Origin of the sequence: Microbispora sp. GKU 823 (assembly GCF_002027145.1) — a bacterium.
In the GTDB taxonomy this organism is placed as follows: Bacteria; Actinomycetota; Actinomycetes; order Streptosporangiales; family Streptosporangiaceae; genus Microbispora; species Microbispora siamensis.
On record NZ_MWJN01000005.1, the window covers coordinates 112,925 to 131,134 of the forward strand.

The 18,210-nt window shown below is 70.0% G+C and carries 18 protein-coding genes and 2 pseudogenes; 12 read left to right on the forward strand and 8 right to left on the reverse strand.

All coding sequences use genetic code 11. The annotated features are described in order from the left end of the window. Nucleotides 1–86 precede the first annotated feature (86 nt). Nucleotides 87–1,135, reverse strand: a pseudogene (gene trpD / locus B1L11_RS04740) (anthranilate phosphoribosyltransferase). 223 nt (nt 1,136–1,358) lie between these two features. Continuing rightward, on the reverse strand, nt 1,359–1,754 hold the full coding sequence (locus B1L11_RS04745; protein WP_079313344.1) for a response regulator transcription factor: 396 nt from the start codon (nt 1,752–1,754) through the stop codon (nt 1,359–1,361). A gap of 162 nt (nt 1,755–1,916) precedes the next feature. Here B1L11_RS04745 and B1L11_RS04750 point away from each other — a divergent pair, with 162 nt between their 5' ends. From B1L11_RS04750 to B1L11_RS04785, 8 genes are all read left to right on the forward strand, one after another. Beyond that, entirely contained in the window at nt 1,917–2,534 is a 618-nt protein-coding gene (locus B1L11_RS04750) for a heme-copper oxidase subunit III (RefSeq protein ID WP_079313376.1), read from the forward strand. 17 nt (nt 2,535–2,551) lie between these two features. Then, nucleotides 2,552–3,361, forward strand: a complete 810-nt coding sequence (locus B1L11_RS04755) for a c-type cytochrome (protein WP_079313377.1) — start codon at nt 2,552–2,554, stop codon at nt 3,359–3,361. Beyond that, nucleotides 3,358–4,437, forward strand: a complete 1,080-nt coding sequence (locus B1L11_RS04760) for a ubiquinol-cytochrome c reductase iron-sulfur subunit (RefSeq protein ID WP_079313345.1) — start codon at nt 3,358–3,360, stop codon at nt 4,435–4,437. Before B1L11_RS04755 ends, B1L11_RS04760 begins: the two co-directional genes overlap by 4 nt. Next, a complete protein-coding gene (locus B1L11_RS04765; protein ID WP_079313346.1) occupies nt 4,434–6,065 on the forward strand; it encodes a ubiquinol-cytochrome c reductase cytochrome b subunit in 1,632 nt (543 codons plus the stop codon). The genes B1L11_RS04760 and B1L11_RS04765 overlap by 4 nt, the downstream gene beginning before the upstream one ends. A 186-nt stretch (nt 6,066–6,251) precedes the next feature. After that, the gene (locus B1L11_RS53715) at nt 6,252–6,920 is read left to right on the forward strand and encodes an alpha/beta hydrolase (RefSeq protein WP_306291599.1); all 669 of its coding nucleotides are present in this window, start codon (nt 6,252–6,254) and stop codon (nt 6,918–6,920) included. Nucleotides 6,921–7,432: 512 nt separating this feature from the next. Next, nucleotides 7,433–7,996 carry a TetR/AcrR family transcriptional regulator gene (locus B1L11_RS04775; RefSeq protein WP_218670900.1) on the forward strand — a complete coding sequence of 188 codons (564 nt, stop codon included), beginning with the start codon at nt 7,433–7,435 and terminating at the stop codon, nt 7,994–7,996. 188 nt (nt 7,997–8,184) lie between these two features. Continuing rightward, nucleotides 8,185–9,066: an alpha/beta fold hydrolase gene (locus B1L11_RS04780; protein WP_079313348.1), complete on the forward strand. Its 882-nt coding sequence runs from the start codon at nt 8,185–8,187 to the stop codon at nt 9,064–9,066. Nucleotides 9,067–9,690: 624 nt separating this feature from the next. Continuing rightward, nucleotides 9,691–10,677 carry an IS481 family transposase gene (locus B1L11_RS04785; RefSeq protein ID WP_079313349.1) on the forward strand — a complete coding sequence of 329 codons (987 nt, stop codon included), beginning with the start codon at nt 9,691–9,693 and terminating at the stop codon, nt 10,675–10,677. A gap of 312 nt (nt 10,678–10,989) precedes the next feature. Here the strand turns inward: B1L11_RS04785 and B1L11_RS04790 are convergent, their stop codons facing one another. Then, complete coding sequence (locus B1L11_RS04790) at nt 10,990–11,559, reverse strand: hypothetical protein (protein ID WP_079313350.1); 570 nt, start codon at nt 11,557–11,559, stop codon at nt 10,990–10,992. A gap of 24 nt (nt 11,560–11,583) precedes the next feature. Further along, a complete protein-coding gene (locus tag B1L11_RS04795; RefSeq protein WP_079313351.1) occupies nt 11,584–11,811 on the reverse strand; it encodes a hypothetical protein in 228 nt (75 codons plus the stop codon). A gap of 74 nt (nt 11,812–11,885) precedes the next feature. Between B1L11_RS04795 and B1L11_RS04800 the strand changes: the two genes are divergently transcribed. Continuing rightward, the gene (locus B1L11_RS04800) at nt 11,886–12,365 is read left to right on the forward strand and encodes a hypothetical protein (RefSeq protein WP_218670901.1); all 480 of its coding nucleotides are present in this window, start codon (nt 11,886–11,888) and stop codon (nt 12,363–12,365) included. A gap of 11 nt (nt 12,366–12,376) precedes the next feature. Here the strand turns inward: B1L11_RS04800 and B1L11_RS04805 are convergent, their stop codons facing one another. The 4 genes from B1L11_RS04805 to coxB form a co-directional block, all read right to left on the reverse strand. After that, the gene (locus B1L11_RS04805) at nt 12,377–13,546 is read right to left on the reverse strand and encodes an Ig-like domain-containing protein (RefSeq protein WP_079313352.1); all 1,170 of its coding nucleotides are present in this window, start codon (nt 13,544–13,546) and stop codon (nt 12,377–12,379) included. A gap of 138 nt (nt 13,547–13,684) precedes the next feature. Next, a complete protein-coding gene (locus tag B1L11_RS04810; protein WP_079313353.1) occupies nt 13,685–14,080 on the reverse strand; it encodes a cytochrome c oxidase subunit 4 in 396 nt (131 codons plus the stop codon). Beyond that, on the reverse strand, nt 14,077–15,741 hold the full coding sequence (ctaD, locus tag B1L11_RS04815; protein ID WP_239108040.1) for a cytochrome c oxidase subunit I: 1,665 nt from the start codon (nt 15,739–15,741) through the stop codon (nt 14,077–14,079). The genes B1L11_RS04810 and ctaD overlap by 4 nt, the downstream gene beginning before the upstream one ends. Continuing rightward, a complete protein-coding gene (gene coxB, locus B1L11_RS04820; protein WP_239108041.1) occupies nt 15,738–16,433 on the reverse strand; it encodes a cytochrome c oxidase subunit II in 696 nt (231 codons plus the stop codon). Before coxB ends, ctaD begins: the two co-directional genes overlap by 4 nt. Before the next feature lie 322 nt (nt 16,434–16,755). Here coxB and B1L11_RS49775 point away from each other — a divergent pair. The 3 genes and pseudogenes from B1L11_RS49775 to B1L11_RS46470 form a co-directional block, all read left to right on the forward strand. Further along, a pseudogene (locus B1L11_RS49775) lies at nt 16,756–17,307 on the forward strand (aminotransferase class V-fold PLP-dependent enzyme); the annotation flags it as partial. Nucleotides 17,308–17,348: 41 nt separating this feature from the next. Further along, a complete protein-coding gene (locus tag B1L11_RS49780; protein ID WP_256862229.1) occupies nt 17,349–17,888 on the forward strand; it encodes an aminotransferase class V-fold PLP-dependent enzyme in 540 nt (179 codons plus the stop codon). A 92-nt stretch (nt 17,889–17,980) separates the two neighbouring features. Further along, on the forward strand, nt 17,981–18,202 hold the full coding sequence (locus B1L11_RS46470) for a sulfurtransferase TusA family protein (protein WP_225898452.1): 222 nt from the start codon (nt 17,981–17,983) through the stop codon (nt 18,200–18,202). Nucleotides 18,203–18,210 lie beyond the last annotated feature (8 nt).

Consider the following 18,210-nt stretch of genomic DNA (forward strand, 5'->3'; position numbering starts at 1 on the left):
ACGGCTCAGGCCGAACCCGGCACGTCCCCATCAAGGCGGACGTCTGATCCCTCCCGCGGTGGAGGCGATCCGGACCAGGAGCGCGATCAGGCCGTGGAGCCGAGCGCGCGGCTGATCTCGACCCAGCGCTCCAGGGTCTGCGCGGCCCTGCCCGAGTCGACCGCCTCGGCCGCGCGGGCGTACGCCGCGCGCAGGTCGCCGATCAGGTCGTCGCCCGGGCCGTCGTAGGCGACCAGACCGGCCGCCGCGTTCAGCAGCACCGCGTCACGCACCGGCCCGGTCTTGCCGCGCAGCAGGTCGCGGACCGCCGCCGCGTTGAACTCGACGTCGCCGCCGCGCAGGTCGCCGGGCTGGGAGCGGGGGATGCCGAGGTCCGCCGGGTCGATCGTCGTCTGCGTCGCGGTGCCGTCCCGGACGACGAAGACCGCCGACGGGGCCGCGGTGGACAGTTCGTCCAGGCCGTCGTCGCCCCGGAAGACCAGCGCCGACACGCCGCGCTCGGCGAAGACCCCGGCCATGACCGGCAGCATGCGCGCGTCGAACACGCCGATGGCCTGGGCGGCGGGACGCGCGGGGTTGGCCAGCGGCCCGAGGAAGTTGAACACCGTCGGCACGCCGATCTCCTTACGCGGCGGGCCGGTGAAACGCAGCGCGGGGTGGTAGACGGGCGCGAAGCAGAAGGCGATGCCCGCCTCCACCGCGACCCTGGCGGTGATCTCCGGCGACAGGTCGAGGGCGACGCCCAGGTGCTCGAGCACGTCGGCCGCGCCGCACAGCGAGGAGGCGGCCCGGTTGCCGTGCTTGACGACCCGGGCCCCTGCCGCCGCCGCGACGATCGCGGCCATCGTCGAGACGTTGACGGTGTGCGCCCGGTCGCCGCCGGTGCCGACGATGTCGACCACCGGCCCCTCGACCGTGAGCGGGGTCGCGCGCTCGAACATGGTGCGGACGAGGCCCGTCACCTCGGCGACGGTCTCGCCCTTGGCCCGCAGGGCGACGGCGAAGGCGGCGATCTGCGCCGGGGTCGCCGCCCCCGACATGATCTCCCCCATTACCCAGCCGTCTCGTCGGCCGTCAGGTTCTCGCCCGCCAGCAGGGCGTTCAGCGTGGAGGGCCAGGTGGTGCGCGTGTCCATGGTGGGCTCCGCGGGTTTCGATGTGGGGTCGGATCGGCGGGTCGGCGGGTCGGCTCTGCGGTGCGGCCGGGCGTCGCCGGCGTGCCGGGGTGAAGCGAGAGCCCGGTGACACCCGGCCGCCGGACGGGCCCGGCGACGCGTGAGCCCCCGGGCCGGGTGCACCCGGTTCAGTGCGCCCGGTCTGATAGACCCGGTTCAGTGCGCCCGGTCTGGTGCCCCGGGTTCAGTGCGCCCGGGTGAGGCTGAGGCGGCGCCGCATGAGGTCGGCCACGGCCTCGGCGAGGACCACCGGGTCGATGGGCTGGGCGACGACGGCGTCGGCGCGGGACCAGTTGGCCAGCCAGCGGTCGTCCCTGCGGGCGATGAGCAGCAGGATCGGGGGGCAGTTGTGCACCTCGTCCTTGGCCTGCCTGCTGACCCCCATGCCGCCGGCCGGCTGCGCCTCGCCGTCGAGGACGGCCACGTCGATGTCGCCGGAGTCGAGGTGCTTGATCACGGCCGGCTGGGTCGCGCACTCGACGATCTCGACGAGGGGCACGTCTGCGGCGGGGCGCCGCCCGATGGCCAGCCGCACCTTCTCCCGGGTGCCTGCGTCGTCGCTGTAGACGAGAACCCTCATTTCACGCTCACTGTCGAATCGCGGGGTATGGTCATCGTGATGCTACCGGCGCGGCTGCAGGGCTCGCAGCCCCGGGGCGATTGCCGTGACATGCCCGTTTCGTGGGCGCGTATGGACCCTAGCGGGGGGTCGTGGGGCGACCCGACCTGGGGAGCCGCAATAATGCTGGGCGTGGCGACAGCATCCGCAATTACTACGACGACGAGACCGCACGGGTCCAGCCGGCCGAACCTGGTTCAGGTCGGCACCATCGTGTGGTTGTCCTCTGAGCTCATGTTCTTCGCGGCGCTGTTCGCGATGTACTTCACCATCCGGTCGGTCAGCCTCGGACAGGGCACGCACTGGCCCGAGGCGCACCTCGAAGTCCCGTTCGCGACCTTCAACACGACCGTTCTGGTCCTGTCGAGTGTCACGTGCCAGCTGGGCGTGTGGGCTGTGGAAAGGGGCGACGTCAAGAAGCTGCGATTCTGGTATGTCGTAAGCTTCCTGATGGGCGCCTTCTTCGTGGGCGGACAGCTTTACGAGTACGGGAACCTGGCGCGCGAGGGCCACGTCCTCTCGCACTCGCCGTACGACTCGGTGTTCTTCCTGACCACGGGCTTCCATGGCTTGCACGTGACGGGTGGTCTGATCGCGTTCCTGTTCATCCTGGGACGCACGTACGCCGCGAAGCGCTTGACGTATGAGCAGCAGACCAGCGCGATCGTCGTGTCCTACTACTGGCACTTCGTCGACGTGGTCTGGATCGGCCTTTTCGCGACCATCTACATCATCAAATGATCGGAACGGGGATTTCGGTGAACTCCATCACCGCCCGACGGCGCCATCCCCTCGCGCGAGTCGCCGTCGTGGCGCTCGCGCTGGGCCTGCTCGGCGGCGGCTACGCGCTCGCGGCGCCGAACGGCAGCACCGCGGACGCCGCGATCGCGTCCGGCAAGGCCGACGACGTGGCGCAGGGCAAGAGCCTCTTCGTGGCGCACTGCGCGAGCTGCCACGGCATGAACGCCGAGGGCACCAAGAAGGCTCCGACGCTCATCGGCGTCGGAGCCGCCGCCGTGAACTTCCAGGTGAGCAGCGGCCGCATGCCGGCCGCCGACGCGGGTCCCCAGGCGCCGCGCAAGCCGCGTGCGGAGTGGGCGACCGACGAGGCCGTCGACCAGCTCTCGGCGTACGTCCAGTCCCTGGGCGGCGGCCCCACGGTGCCCAGCGCCGAGCAGGTCGACCCGGCCAAGGGCGACCCGGCCAAGGGCGGCGAGCTCTTCCGCGCCAACTGCATCCAGTGCCACAACTTCGTGGGCGCCGGCGGCGCGCTGACCTACGGCAAGTACGCGCCGCCGCTGAACCCGGCGACGCCGACGCAGATCTACGAGGCGATGGCCACCGGCCCGCAGGCGATGCCGGTGTTCAACGACTCGACGATCACGCCGGAGCAGAAGCGCGACATGATCGCGTACATCACCCACGTGCGGTCGCAGGTCGACCCGGGCGGTTCGGGTCTGGGCCGTATCGGCCCCGTCACCGAGGGCCTTGTAGCGTGGGTCGTGGGTCTCAGCCTCCTGATCCTGGCCTCCATCTGGATCACAGCGAAGAAGCGACGGGCGGCATGACAGAGCAGAACGAGTACCCCGAGAGCGGCCGGGTGCGGACGCGCGTCCTCGGCACGCCGCCCGCGGACGCGCCGATCGTCGACAGCGACCCGATCCACGCGCCCGAAGGCGTTCCCGGCGTGATCCCGCAGGACCCCGTCAAGGCCCGCAAGGCCGAGCGCCTCGTCGCGCTGCTGTTCCTGATCGCCTTCCTGGCCAGTGCGGGCTTCATCGCCTCGTACGTGATCTTCCAGGTCGGCACGATCAGCAAGACGGCCACGTCGAACCTCGCGCTCGGCGGCACCCTGGCCCTGGCCCTGATGGCGCTGGCCGCGGGCCTCACGATCTGGGTGCGGCAGATCATGCCGAAGTACAACCTGATCCAGGAGCGCCACGAGATGCGCTCCGACGACGGCACGCGTGAGTACGTCAAGGAGACCTTCCTCCAGGGCGCCGACGAGAGCGGGTTCGTCAAGCACAAGCTGCTGCGCCGCACGCTGCTGCTGGCCGCCGCTCCGCTGGGCCTGCTCCCGCTGGTGCTGCTGAAGGATCTCGGCCCGCTCCCCGGGACCTCGCTCAGGCACACCGTCTGGGGCGAGCCCACCAAGAACGGCAAGCCGCGCCGCCTCGTGGTCGAGGGCACCGGCCAGCCGATCCGCGCGGCCGACTTCAACTCTCCCGGCGGCATCCTCTCCGTGGTCCCCGAGGGCTACGAGGAGGACCTGAACGCGCTGGCCAAGGCGACGCTGATCCTGCTCAAGTTCCGCCCGGAGGAGATCAAGTCCGGCACGAACCTGAACTGGACGCACGACGGTATCGTCGCCTACTCCAAGATCTGCACCCACGTGGGCTGCCCGGCGGCTCTCTACGAGCAGACGACGCACCACATCCTCTGCCCGTGCCACCAGTCGACCTTCGACGCGGCGGACGGAGCGAGGGTCGTCTTCGGCCCCGCCGCCCGGCCGCTGCCGCAGCTCCCCATCGGAATCGACGAGGAGGGCTACCTCGTCGCGAAGTCCGACTTCAAGGTCCCCGTCGGTCCCAGCTTCTGGGAGCGTGGCGACGCTGAAGCCGAAGCTAGGGAGAACGCATCATGAACGCTCCCCCCAAGGCCATCGCAGGCGTCTCGACGTTCGTCGACGACCGCATCGGCGCGGGGAACTTCCTCAAGCGCAACCTGAGGAAGATCTTCCCCGACCACTGGTCGTTCCTCCTGGGGGAGATCGCGCTCTACTCGTTCGTCATCCTGCTGCTGACCGGTACGTTCCTGACGTTCTGGTTCAAGCCGGGCATGGGCGAGGTCACGTACACGGGCAACTACGCCCCGCTGTACGGCGTGAAGATGTCGGAGGCCTACGCCTCGGCGCTGCACATCAGCTTCGACGTCCGCGGCGGTCTGCTGATGCGGCAGATCCACCACTGGGCGGCGCTGCTGTTCGTGGGCGGCATGACGGTGCACATGCTCCGGATCTTCTTCACCGGGGCGTACCGCAAGCCGCGCGAGCTCAACTGGATCATCGGCATCCTCCTGCTCTCGCTGGCGCTTCTCGAGGGCCTCACCGGCTACTCCCTCCCCGACGACCTGCTCTCCGGCGCGGGTCTGCGGATCACCCAGGGCGTCGCCCAGTCGATTCCGATCGTCGGCACCTACGTCTCGTTCTTCCTGTTCGGCGGCGAGTACCCGGGCCACGACGTCATCTCGCGGTTCTACTCGATCCACATCCTGCTGATCCCGGGCATCCTGCTCGCGCTCGTCTCTGCGCACATGATCCTGATGTGGGTGCAGAAGCACACGCAGATGCCGGGCAAGAACAGGACCGAGAAGAACGTGGTGGGCGCCCCGTTCTACCCGGCCTTCATGATCAAGTCGGGCGCGTTCTTCCTGTTCACGTTCGGCGTCATCGCGCTGCTCGGCACGTTCGCCCAGATCAACCCGATCTGGCTGTTCGGGCCGTACACGCCGGCGGACATCTCGGCCGGCTCCCAGCCCGACTGGTACATGGGCTTCCTGGAGGGCTCGCTCCGCCTCATGCCGTCCTGGGAGATCAACTTCCTCGACCACACGGTGACGCTGAGCGTGCTGATCCCCGCGCTGGTGCCGCTGGGCATCGTCATGACGGGCCTGGCGCTGTATCCGTTCCTGGAACAGTGGATCACCGGCGACCGCCGCGAGCACCACGTCGCCGACCGGCCGCGCAACAACCCGCACCGCACGGCCATCGGCATCTCGGGCATGACGTTCTACGGCCTCCTGTGGCTGCTGGGCGCCAACGACGAGCTCTCGGCGAACTTCCACGTCGACCTGTACACGACGACCTGGTTCGGGCGGTTCGCCGTCTTCATCGGCCCGGCCATCGCGTACTGGATCACCTACCGGATGTGCATCGGCCTCCAGCGCAAGGACGCCGAGGTGCTGTCCCACGGCGTGGAGTCCGGCGTCATCAAGCGGCTGCCGAACGGCCAGTACATCGAGGTCCACACGCCGCCGGCGGAGGACATCGCCGAGCACATCCGCGGCAAGAAGGAGATCCCGGTTCTCGAAAGCGCCGAGGACGGCGAGGGCATCCCGCCCAAGGGCGCCCGCAGCGCGATCGGCCGACTCCGCGCCAAGATGAGCCAGGCGTACGGGACCGACCGGGTCCCGCTGACCGACGGCCACCACGAGGAGGCCCACGAGGAGGAGCACGCGGGCGTCGGCGCCGGCGACCGCAAGGAGCTCCACTGACGGGCACCTGACTGACCGGCACGCAACGGCCCGGCAGGGGGAACCACTCCCCCGGCCGGGCCGTTGCTCTGTGCCCCTGTTGCGGGCATCCGACCAGGGGTCTACGTCCACGGTCGACCGGTGGCGCGGCGAATGTGCCTCACGGTCCGATGCGGTGGGGACGCGCCGCACGGCACCGTGAACCGGGTGATCGACACCGCACAGCCGCCGGAGGCCCAGGACCGGCCACCGGCGCCGCTCCCTCTCCCCCGCGGCGGCACGGGCGCACGCCGCGGCCCGCTCGCGCTCCTTCGGCGCAGTCCGGCCCGCGGCCGCCTGGGCGGGAGGCTGCTCGCCACGTTCGTCGTCGCCGCGCTCGCCGTTCCGGTGACCGGCGCGGCACGTCCCGAGGCGGTCCCCGCGCCCGTCCCGCCGCCCCTGCCCCCGCTACTGGCCGCGACCACCGCGAGCCTGGCCGAGCGGTACGCCGCCACCCGTGGCGCCGTCGAGGCCGCGATGCGGACCGCCGCGGCGGCCGGTCACCGATGGCGGGCCGCCATGCTGCGGGCGATGGCCGGCCCCACCCGGCACTTCCTGTCCTTCGACGGCCGCGACGGCGGCCGGGCCGCCGAGGTGTTCGGCGACCTGGCCGCCGCCGACCGGATCGCGGTGATCGTCCCCGGCTCCGGCACCGGCCTCGACACGTACGGGCTCCTGCGGGGCGGCTCGATGCGGCTGCAGCGGGCACTCGGCCCGCGAGGCGCCGTCGTCGCCTGGCTCGGATACCGGACCCCGAGCACCGTGAGCCTCCAGGCGATCCCCGGTTCGGCGCCCGGATCTTCGCCGCGGGCGACGGCCGTCATAGCGACTATCTGAAAGACGGATCGCCGGCGCTGGCGAACATCGCCCGGATCGTCTCCGGGCATGCTCCCGCCGAGGTGAGCCGTGATTCATGACCTCGTGCGGCGCGTCGAGGAGACGGCACCGGCCCGGCGCGACCGCGCCTCGGAGACACCGCGCGACCGCGCCTCAGCGGCACCGCGCGACCGCGCCGTCGACGCGCTGCGGGCGTGGACGTGGACACCACAGACGTACGCCCCGGCTGTGCCAGGCCGTGCGGTGTGTGAGCGAGCGTGCCGTACGGCACATCGTCTCGGCCGCCGAGCGGCGGTGACTGCCGGAGGGTCCTCCCCGGAGGCCCATCCTTCTCCGGAGGCAATCGCCGAGCTCACCAGCCTGCTGGGCCCGGCGACCGCCTCCGGTGAACGGCGGGTCCGGCTCGGTTGTGCATCCGATGTTCGCCCTCAACGCCTGAATCAGAGTCAGCGCATGGTCAGGCCGCAGCCTCTTTTCTTGAGCGATCGATCCAGATAGGCTACGGTGGGGTCATGGCAAGAACCCGGGAGTTCGACACTGAGGCGGCGGTGAGCCGCGCCATGGAACTGTTCTGGACGCGCGGCTACGAGGCGACCTCGGTGCGCGATCTGGCCCAGCACCTGGGGATCGGGCAGGGGTCCCTGTACGCCGCGTTCGGTGACAAGGATGGCTTGTACCGGGCCGCGCTGGAGCACTACCGCACCACCCTCGCGGCGGCCGCCCTGCGCAGTCTGGAGGAGGGGGCGGACGCCCGCGCGGCGATCCGTACGCTGCTGACGGAGCGGATCCGCATCGCCGTCAGGAGCGGCGGCCAGGGCTGCCTGGCCGTCAACGCCGTCTGCGAGCGGCTGCCTCAGGACGCGGCGACCCGGAGCACCGTGCGCGACATGCAGGACGCGAGCCGGGAGGCGTTGACCGAGGTGCTGCGGGCCGCGATGGAGCGGGGCGAGATCGCGGCGCGGCACGACCCGCACACGGTCGCCGCGTTCCTGGTCACATTCCTCAACGGGCTGCTGGTCTCCTCGAAGATCACACCGGACGCGTCGCCCTCGAACCCCTCGTGGAGGTCGCGCTGACCGCTCTCGACTGAGGGGCCCCGCGGCCTCGGCCGGACGTTTCTCATGCCCCGAATCTGTAACGTTCGATCAAGAAAATGAGCACCCGTCCCGGCCACGACGACAGCGCCCCAGCAGCGTCGGCGGTCCGAGCCGCCTGCTGACCTCATCGACCCACCGCACCCACCCAAGACAGGAAGGACCACGTCATGATGTACGACCACACCACAACGCCCCTGCGCACCGGCCGTGCCGCCGTCAACGGAACGAGTCTGCACTACCGGACGGCCGGGTCCGGCCCCGCCGTGGTGCTGCTGCACGGCGTGCCCAAGACCGGCTACCACTGGCGTCACCTCGTCCCGAAGCTGACGCCCCACCACACCGTCGTCGTGCCCGACCTGCGCGGTCTCGGCGACTCCGCCCGCCCCGCGGACGGCTACGACTCCGCAACGATGAGCGACGACATCGCCGAGCTGATGGCCCGCCTCGGACACCAGACCTACGCTGTGATCGGCGAGGACTGGGGCGCGGTGATCGGCTACCAGCTCGCCGCCCGCCACCGCTCCCACGCCACCTCCCTCGTCTTCGCCGAGGCCCTGTTCCCCGGCTTCGGCTTCGAGGACCACACGGCCCTCACCCCCGAGAACGTCTCCGGTGGCATGCACCTGTGGCACCTCGGCTTCTACTTCCAGCCCGACGTCCCCGAGATGCTGATCGCCGGGCACGAACGCGAACTGATCACCTACATGATCAAGAATGAGCGCAGCCACCCCGACACCGCCACCCCCGACGCGATCGAGGAGTACGTGCGCTGCTACTCGATGCCCGGCGGCATCCGCGCGATGCTCGCCGTCTACCGGGCGATGCTCACCGACGCCGAACAGAACCGGCAGGCCGCACGGCAGAAGCTCGACATCCCGGTCCTGGCGCTCGGCGGCTCCGCCTTCATCGGCCAACGCAACGAGTCCCAGGCACGGCTCGTGGCCCACCACGTCACCGGACACGTCTTCGACGCGGGCCACGACCTCGCGGAGGAAGTACCCGACGAGATGGCCGACGTCATCCTGCCGTTCCTGGCCGCACACCGGTAGCCGACGTCCGTCCGCGGGGGCCGGAAGGCTCCGGCGGACGGAACCGGTCACCACACGTAGCCGGGGCCTGGCCGGTATTCCCGCGAGATTGAACGCTAAGGATTGATCTTGGGTGTTCTGGGCCGATACGGTCGGGGCGCATGGCGATCGAGTACCTGTCAGATGAGCAGGCAGCGCGATACGGACAGTTCGCCGGCGAGCCGTCACCGCAGGAGCTGGAGGCGTTCTTCCGGCTGGATACCGCCCGGCCCACACCCGAAAGGCCAGTGGCGATAACCCGGCGCTCTTCAGCCCCCTCTATCGCCACTGGCCGTTCTGTTGCTGCTCACCCGGGTCCGTCTGCCGCTGGTAGTCGCTCCCCGTCCTTAGCGTTCAATCTCGCAGGAATACCGGCCAAACCCCGTCACGCTTTCGGCGGTGTCAGGCGAGCCGCCATTCCTGGTTGGTGCCGCCGGTGCAGGTCCACTGCACGATCTTGGTCCCGTCGGCGGTGTCTAGGTGTACTGACCATGGACGTTGGTGACGTGGCGGGGTGACCGGTGGAGCTGAACCGGTTGCATGGGTGAGGGCTTTCATGGCTCGGTGTGTAGCGACCAAACCGCAGCACCGACCAGAAAGCCCTCAATGCCCCACCGTAACGCCCCGCTGACCGAGACCGGACGTCTTCGCCTGGCCCGCTGCATCGTCGAGGACGGCTGGAGCATCCGCCGCGCAGCCGAACGCTTCCAGGTCTCCCACACCACCGCCGCCCGCTGGGCGCACCGCTACCGCACCTATGGCGCAGGAGGGATGGCCGACCGGCCCAGCCGCCCCCACCACAGCCCCACCGGCACAGACCCGCGCACCGAGCGGCGAATCGTGAAGCTACGGGTGACCCGCCGGTGGGGGCCGGCCCGGATCGCCGCCCGCCTCGGCATCGCCCCCTCCTCCACCTACGCCGTACTCCGCCGCTACAGGGTCCCCCCGCTGGCCCATCTGGATCGCGCCAGCGGACGGCCGATCCGCCGCTACGAGCGTGAGCGCCCAGGCGAACTGGTGCACATCGACGTCAAGAAGCTGGGCAACATCCCCGACGGCGGCGGCCACCGCATCGTCGGCCGCGCCCAGGGCGACAAGAACAAGCAGGCCACCACCACCCGGCGGCGCAACAGCAAACCCGTGATCGGCTACAGCTACCTGCACACCGCCCTGGATGATCACTCCCGCCTGGCCTACACCGAGATCCTCCCCGACGAGCGCAAAGACACCGCGGCCGGCTTCCTGGCCCGCGCCACCGCCTGGTTCGCCGCCCGCAACGTGACCATCCAGCGCGTGCTCACCGACAACGGCGCCTGCTACAAGTCCCACATGTGGGCGGCCACCTGCACCGTCCTGGGCATCACGCACAAGCGCACCCGCCCCTACCGGCCGCAGACCAACGGCAAGGTCGAACGCTTCCACCGCACTCTGGCCGACGAATGGGCGTACGCCCGCCCGTATGCCTCAGAGGCCGAACGCCGCACCGCTCTTGATCCCTGGCTGCACATGTACAACCATCACCGCGGACACACCGCGCTGAAAGGCCAGCCACCCATCAGCCGCGTCACAAACCTCCCTGGGGAGTACATCTAGGCCGTAGACGTCCAGGCACTTGTCACTGTGGCGGGCGACCAGGCTGGCGACGAACTTCGCCTTGAGCCGGGTCCTCCCGTCGGCGCTGGCTGCGGTGGCTGGTGCCAGGGTGAGTGAGCTGGTGAGCAGACAGGCGGCCACCGCCAGCGTCCGACCGGTCAGTGTGAGTGCCAGAGAGCCTCCTGAACTTGTAATGATCCAGCAGCCCTTATCTACCACGGATGATTACTTACCATGACGACAGCTTTTACTCTAGGTAGTTATCGCTGCGCGTCGACGGAGTGAGCAAGTGTGACAACTCACTGACTATCGCTAAATCTCGCTCCGATACTCCCGAGGGCCCTTCTCCTCCTCTACGCCGCCACCGTCGGGGAGGGCGGGGATCTTGCCGAGCTGTCGCAGGCCCTCGGCCAGGCGCGGAGGACGAGATGGAGTAGCGGCCCAGGACGTTGAGGTAGGCGTGGCCGAGCGGGGCCGCCGGCGCGCGCGCTCGTGGTCGCGGGCCGCTCCGGCGATCTGTCCGGCCAGGACCTGCAGGCGGTGGGCCAGCGTGGCGAGCTCGCCCTCCCATCCGGCCGCCGGCTCGTCGACCGGGTCGTCGGCGACCTCGCCATCTTGGTCCTGGTGGACGTCGACCACCGCGGCCGCTGCGGCAGTGAGGCTGTCGGCGAGCTGGCGAGCGCGGCCGACGTCGGTGGCCAGGCGGCGGCGGATCCAGGCTAGGTGCTCGGCAGCCTCACCGGCCTGGCGGCGGGCGCGGTGAGCGGCCTGCCGGCAGGGGGTTCCGCAGTAGCGCGACGGGCGGCCGGTCGACGCCAGAGCGATCGGGCCGGAGCAGGCCGGGCACTTCGGGGCCGGGCTCGCGCCGGTGACGGTGGCCATCGCGGCTCCTTCCATCGACGGTGGTCAGGCGGTTTCGTCGCGGTGGCCAGGCCAGGCCTGCCCGCGACGCAACCCTTCGGGAGTAGGGCCGGGTTTCGTCGCGGCGGCCGCCGTCGAGCTCGGCGTGACGAAACCTTCGGATCTGCCGGTGGGGGAGTCCACGGCGAGGGCGGCCAGCTCGCGGGCGAAGGCATCCTCGGGCTCGACCAGCGCCGGCCGGGGCAGGGCGGGCAGTTCGTGCCGCTCCACCATCTCGCGGCGGAAGACCTCCTCGGCCGCCGTACTGCCTCGGCGCCCTGTGGGCGGGCGGGCGGCTGGGCGGCCGGATGACCGGATGGGCGCTGCTGGTCGGCGGGGCCGCGGCCACCGCCGGTCTCGTCCTGTGGGCCGGCTATCCGGTGTCCATGGTCGGCGTGCCGGGCGCGCCGCTCTCCAACCAGTCCCCGCCCACACTGGCGGCCGTGGCGTTCGGGCTGGCCCAGTGCGGGGCGGCCCTGGTGCTGGCGGGGCCGCTGCGGCGGGTGCTGCGCCGTCCCGCCGCCTGGGCGCCGGTGGCGGTGGCCAACCTCTCCGCGATGACGATCTTCCTCTGGCACCAGACCGCGATGATCGCGGTCACGATGGCGGCCCTGTGGCTCGCGGGCGGGGCGCTGCCCGGCCTGCACACCGTCCCGGGCGATCCCGGCTGGGTGGCCGCCCGGCTGGGTGGCCGCCCGGCTGGCGTGGCTGCCGGCGTTCGCGGCGGCCCTGGCGGTGTGCCGGGCGGTCTTCCGCCGTCACGAGACACCCCGCGGCCCACTCGGTAGTCGACGACCGCTCAGAGGATCTCGGCGGGAGCGGCGCGCAGGCGGCTCCGCTTGAGCCAGGCCGGCCAGGAGTCCTGCCAGTAGCTCCAGCCGTTGGTCGCCTCCAGCCTGCGCGGCGTCCCGGTCACGATGATCGGGTCGCCGATCAGGGTGTTGTTCTTGAACCACTTGGCGTTCTCGGGGCTGACGTTCACGCAGCCGTGGCTGACGTTGGAGTTGCCCTGGTCGCCGACGGACCACGGGGCGCCGTGGACGTACTCGCCGGAGTTGGAGATGCGGACGCTGTTGTACACGGTCGTCTGGTAGTAGCCGGCCTGCCCCGGTCCCGCGTCCGGAGACGTCATGACCGTGACGTCCTCCCTGGACATCGCCACGTGGATGCCGCTGGTGGTGTGGTGGCGGAGCACGTCGCCCATGCCCGCGCTGATCGGGATGTTCTTGATCTGCTTGCCGTCCCGCTCGATCTTCATGTAGTGGGTCTGGGTGTTGGCCACGCTGATCTGCGAACGGCCGATCTCGAAGTCCCGGACGTAGTCCTGCTTGCCGTACATGCCCTCGCCGCCCCTGATGCCGGCCAGGCGCGCGGTGACGCGGACCTTGGTGTACGTCGGCCAGTACTTCTCCGGGCGGAAGACCACGTTCTTGTCGTCGAGCCAGTGCCAGGCGCCGTCGATGGGCTTGGACGCCTGCACGATCAGGTTGCGCTCGACGGACACGCGGTCGGTGATCGGCTTGTCGAAGGTGATGATGATCGGCATGCCGACGCCGACCGTCAGGCCGGTGTCCTGCTTGTTGGGCAGCAGGGTGGTGACGCCGAAGGTCTTGGCGGCCTGTTTCGTGGCGAAGCGCACGGTCCTGGTCGTCGAGCCGCCGGGGCCCGCGGCCGTCGCCTCGACGCTGTAGGCCGTCCCCGGGGCCATGGGGCGCTCGCTGCGCCACTGGGTGTGGTCGGGGCTGAACACGCCCGCGACGGGCTTTCCAGCGGCCTGTACGGCCACGTGAGTGAGCTTGCCGCCGGCCGCGCCGATCAGGATCGGAAGCTCGGGCGGCAGGTCGGCGGCGCCGTCGAGCGGGCTGATGCTGATCGCCGTCCCGGAGCCTCGATCCTCGTCGCGCCCGCCCGACGTGGAACACCCGGCAACCATCACGAGAAGGGCCAGCACCCCCGCACCAGCACGCACGTCCGTCCCCCTAGCGTCGCTTTCCGGGGGTTATTCCCTGGTGACGTACCGTTCGTGCAGTCCGGGGGCCGTGGGCCGGCAAAGAACGCGGACGCGTCGGCGAGAACGCCGACCGGCCGTCCAGGAGGGTTCACGCGATCAGTGCGAGAAGTTGCCCCGGTAGTACTGGAACACGAACCCGATCATGGCCATGACCGTGCAGAAGAGGCCGATGAAGAACAGCCACCAGCCGACCGCGAAGCCGAAGAACGTCAGCGCGGCCGACAGGCACACGAACAGCGGCCACCAGCTGTGCGGGCTGTAGAAGCCGATCTCGCCCGCGCCGTCGCTGATCTCGGCCTCCTTGTTGTCCTCCGGCTGGTCGCCGATGCGGCGCGCGGTGAACAGCAGGTAGTAGCCGATCATGAGGGCCAGGCCGACGGAGATCGCCATGGCGGTGGTGCCGGTCGGCTCCTTGGACCAGAACCAGTAGACCACGTCCGCGGCGGCGAAGAAGAGGCCGCAGAGCAGGAACATCCATCCCTGGATCTTCATCGGGACTCCTCCACCAGCTCAGGCTTGGCGGTGATGTGCGGGTACTTGAGGTCGAACGCGGGGCGCTCGGACCGGATGCGCGGCAGCGACAGGAAGTTGTGCCGCGGCGGCGGGCAGGAGGTCGCCCACTCGAGCGAACCGCCGAAGCCCCAGGGGTCGTCCACGGTGACCTTCGGCGCCTTCCGCCAGGTCACCCAGACGTTGTAGAAGAACGGCAGGGTGGACAGGCCCAGCAGGAGCGCGCCGGCCGAGGAGACCATGTTCAGGTCGGTGAAGCCGTCGGCGGGCGAGTAGTCGGCGTACCGGCGGGGGAAGCCGATGACGCCCAGCCAGTGCTGCACCAGGAAGGTCAGGTGGAAGCCGAAGAACAGCAGCCAGAAGTGGAGCTTGCCGATCTTGTCGTTCAGCATCTTGCCGGTGAACTTGGGCCACCAGAAGTAGAACCCGGCGAACATCGCGAACACCACGGTGCCGAAGACCACGTAGTGGAAGTGGGCCACGACGAAGTAGGTGTCGCTGATGTGGAAGTCCAGCGGGGGCGACGCCAGGATGACGCCGGTCAGACCACCGAACAGGAAGGTCACCAGGAAGCCGACCGCGAACAGCATCGGCGCCTCGAACGACAGGTGTCCCCGCCACATCGTGCCGATCCAGTTGAAGAACTTCACCCCGGTCGGTACGGCGATCAGGAACGTCATGAACGAGAAGAACGGCAGCAGCACCTGGCCGGTCACGAACATGTGGTGGGCCCACACGGTGACCGACAGACCCGCGATGGCGATGGTCGCGCCGACCAGGCCGATGTACCCGAAGATCGGCTTGCGGCTGAAGACCGGAAGGATCTCGGTGATGATGCCGAAGAACGGCAGCGCGATGATGTAGACCTCGGGGTGCCCGAAGAACCAGAACAGGTGCTGCCACAGCATCGCCCCACCGGTGGGCGAGTCGAAGATGTGGGCGCCCAGCTTGCGGTCGGCCTCCAGGGCGAGCAGCGCGGCGGCCAGCACCGGGAAGGCGAGCAGCACCAGGATGCTGGTGAGCAGGATGTTCCAGGTGAAGATCGGCATCCGGAACATCGTCATGCCGGGGGCGCGCATGGTGAGGATCGTGGTGATGAAGTTCACCGCGCCGAGGATGGTGCCGAGACCGGACATCGCCAGGCCCAGGACCCAGAAGTCGCTGCCGAGGCCCGGCGAGGTCACCGCGTTCGACAGCGGCGCGTACGCGGTCCAGCCGAACGAGGCGGACCCGCCCGGGGTGAAGAAGCCCAGCACGGCGATCGTGCTGCCGAACAGGTAGAGCCAGTAGCTCACCATGTTCAGCCGGGGGAACGCCACGTCAGGGGCGCCGATCTGCAGCGGCATCAGCTCGTTGGCGAAGCCGGCGAACAGCGGCGTCGCGAACATGAGCAGCATGATCGTGCCGTGCATCGTGAACAGCTGGTTGAACTGCTCGGTCGACACGACCTGCAGCCCCGGCTGCGCGAGCTCGGCCCGCATCACCAGCGCCATGAGGCCGCCGATGAGGAAGAACACGAACGACGTGATCAGGTAGAGGTGTCCGATCACCTTGTGGTCGGTCGAGGACAGCCACTTGGCGATGACCGTGCCCTTGGTGTACGGCCGCGCGGCGATGCCGGCCGGTTCCTGGATGGCGGTCACTGCGCACTCCCCGCCTGGCTCTTGATGTACTGGTCGAATTCGGCCTGCGGGACGAGCTTCACGGAGAACAGCATCTTGCTGTGGTCGGTGCCGCACAGCTCGGCGCATCGGCCGACGAAGACGCCCGTCTTGTTGAGCGTCGTGATCTGGAAGTGGTTGTGCACGTTGCCCGGGAAGACGTCCTGCTTGAACAGGAACGCCGGCACCCAGAACGAGTGGATGACGTCGGGCGAGTGCAGGTCGAACTGGACCTGGGTGTTGACCGGCAGCACGAGCTGCGGACCCTGCGGGTTCTCCGCGCTCTGCTTGCTGAGGTCCACCGGCACGCCCGCGACCACGGCCTTCTGGCCCTGGTACTCGGTCGTGAAGCGCCAGCTCCACTGGTAGCCCTCGACGGCCACCTTGACCGGGGCGGCCTTGGTGATCCGCGTGATCTCGGTCTCGTCACGGGCCGTGAAGTAGAAGAAGACCGCGACCATGATGACCGGGACCACCGTGTAGAGGATCTCGATCGGCAGGTTGTAGCGCACCTGCGGAGGAAGCTGATCGGGGCTGTTCTTCTTCTTCCGGTGGAAGATGCACGCCCAAAGGATCAGTCCCCAGACGACCACACCGGTGGCGAGAGCCGCGATCCAGCTCCCGTTCCAGAGCGTCTGGACGATGCCGGCCTGCTTGGTGACACCTTCCGGCATGCCCCCACGGGACCACTGATCGATCGCCTGGTTGCTACACGCCGTCCCGGACGCCACCAGCAGCGCCACGGCGGCGGCTCCGGGCAACCGGCGGCGTGCCCACGGTCGCCGTGTCGTACGGCGGGTCGGACTCACGGATCGCCTACCCCACAGATGAAGCCCAAGAGTTCCTCTCCTGGGCGGTTTTTCCAATTGACCCTTGGGTGAGACCGGCGCGAACCTTGCGGCCGGTCTGCCCTTTACTTGGTTGAGTTCACGCTGGGGGACACATTAGCGCGGACCGGCGCCGCCCCTCTGAGCAGCCCCCGTTAATGTCCTAACTGTGGCCTACCTGGACGCGGCTTCGACCGAACCTCTCCATCCCGCGGCCCGTGACGCCTTGCTGGCGGCGATCGACGCCGGCTGGGCCGATCCCGCCCGCCTGTACGGCACGGCGCGCCGCGCCCAGATGTTACTGGAGCGCGCGAGGGCAGAGGTAGCCGAACTGATCGGCGCCCGGCCCGACGAGGTGTCGTTCACCTCGTCGGGGACGCAGGCCGTCCACCTGGGGGTGCTCGGCACGCTGGCCGGTCGCCGCCGGGCCGGGACGCGCCTGGTGGCGGGCGCCGTCGAGCACTCCAGCGTCCTGCACGCGGGCGCCCTCCACGAGCGATCCGGCGGCGAGGTGGAGATCGTGGGCGTGAGCCGTACGGGCCGGGTGGACGCCGGCGCGTTCGCCGAGGCCGTCGCGCGGCCCGGCACGGCCCTGGCGTGCCTGCAGACGGCCAACCACGAGGTCGGGACCCTCCAGCCGGTCGAGGAGGCGGCGCGGGCCTGCCGGGAGGCGGGCGTGCCGCTGCTGGTCGACGCCGCGCAGTCGGCGGGCCGCCTGCCGGTTCCCGGGGGCTGGTCGGTCCTCACCGCGAGCGCGCACAAGTGGGGCGGCCGGCCGGGGTGGGCGTGCTGGCGGTGCGCAAGGGCGTGCGCTGGCGCTCGCCGCTGCCCGAGGACGAGCGGGAGCGGCGGCGCGTGCCGGGATTCGAGAACGTGCCCGCGATCGTGGCCGCCGCGGCGGCGCTGCGCGCCCGGACGGAGGAGGCGGAGGCCGAGGGGCGGCGGCTGTCCGCCCTGGTCGAGCGGATCCGCGCCGAGGTGCCCCGCCTGGTGCCCGACGTGGAGGTCGTCGGCGACCCGGTCCTGCGGCTGCCGCACGTCGTGACGTTCTCCTGCCTGTACGTCGAGGGCGAGGCGCTGCTGACCGAGCTCGACAAGGCCGGTTTCGCCGTCTCGTCCGGCAGCTCCTGCACGGCGAGTACGCTTCGTCCATCGCACGTTCTGGAGGCAATGGGCGTGCTTACGCATGGGAATGTGCGGGTATCGCTGCCCCGTGGCGTGTCCGAGGACGACATCGATCGTTTCCTCGCGGTGCTCCCGGACATCGTGCGGCGGATCCGGTCGAGCTTGGGGGTGCACTGATGTGGCGCAGACGGACGGGCGGCGCCCGGCGGTCTCCCGAGGCGGCTCAGGCCGAGCCCGCCGAGCCGGTCCAGCCGGCGGAGCCGCCCGCGCTGACCATCGACGCGCTGGGCCGCAAGTGCCCGATCCCGATCATCATGCTGGCCGAGCGGATCAACCAGGTGGCGACGGGCGGCGTGGTCGCCGTGCTGGCCGACGACCCCGCCGCGTTCACCGACGTCCCGGCCTGGTGCCGGTTGAAGTCACACGAGCACGTGGGGAGCTACGAGCTGCCCCAGGGCGGCTGGTCCATCCACGTGCGCCGCAACTACTGAGAGCGTGT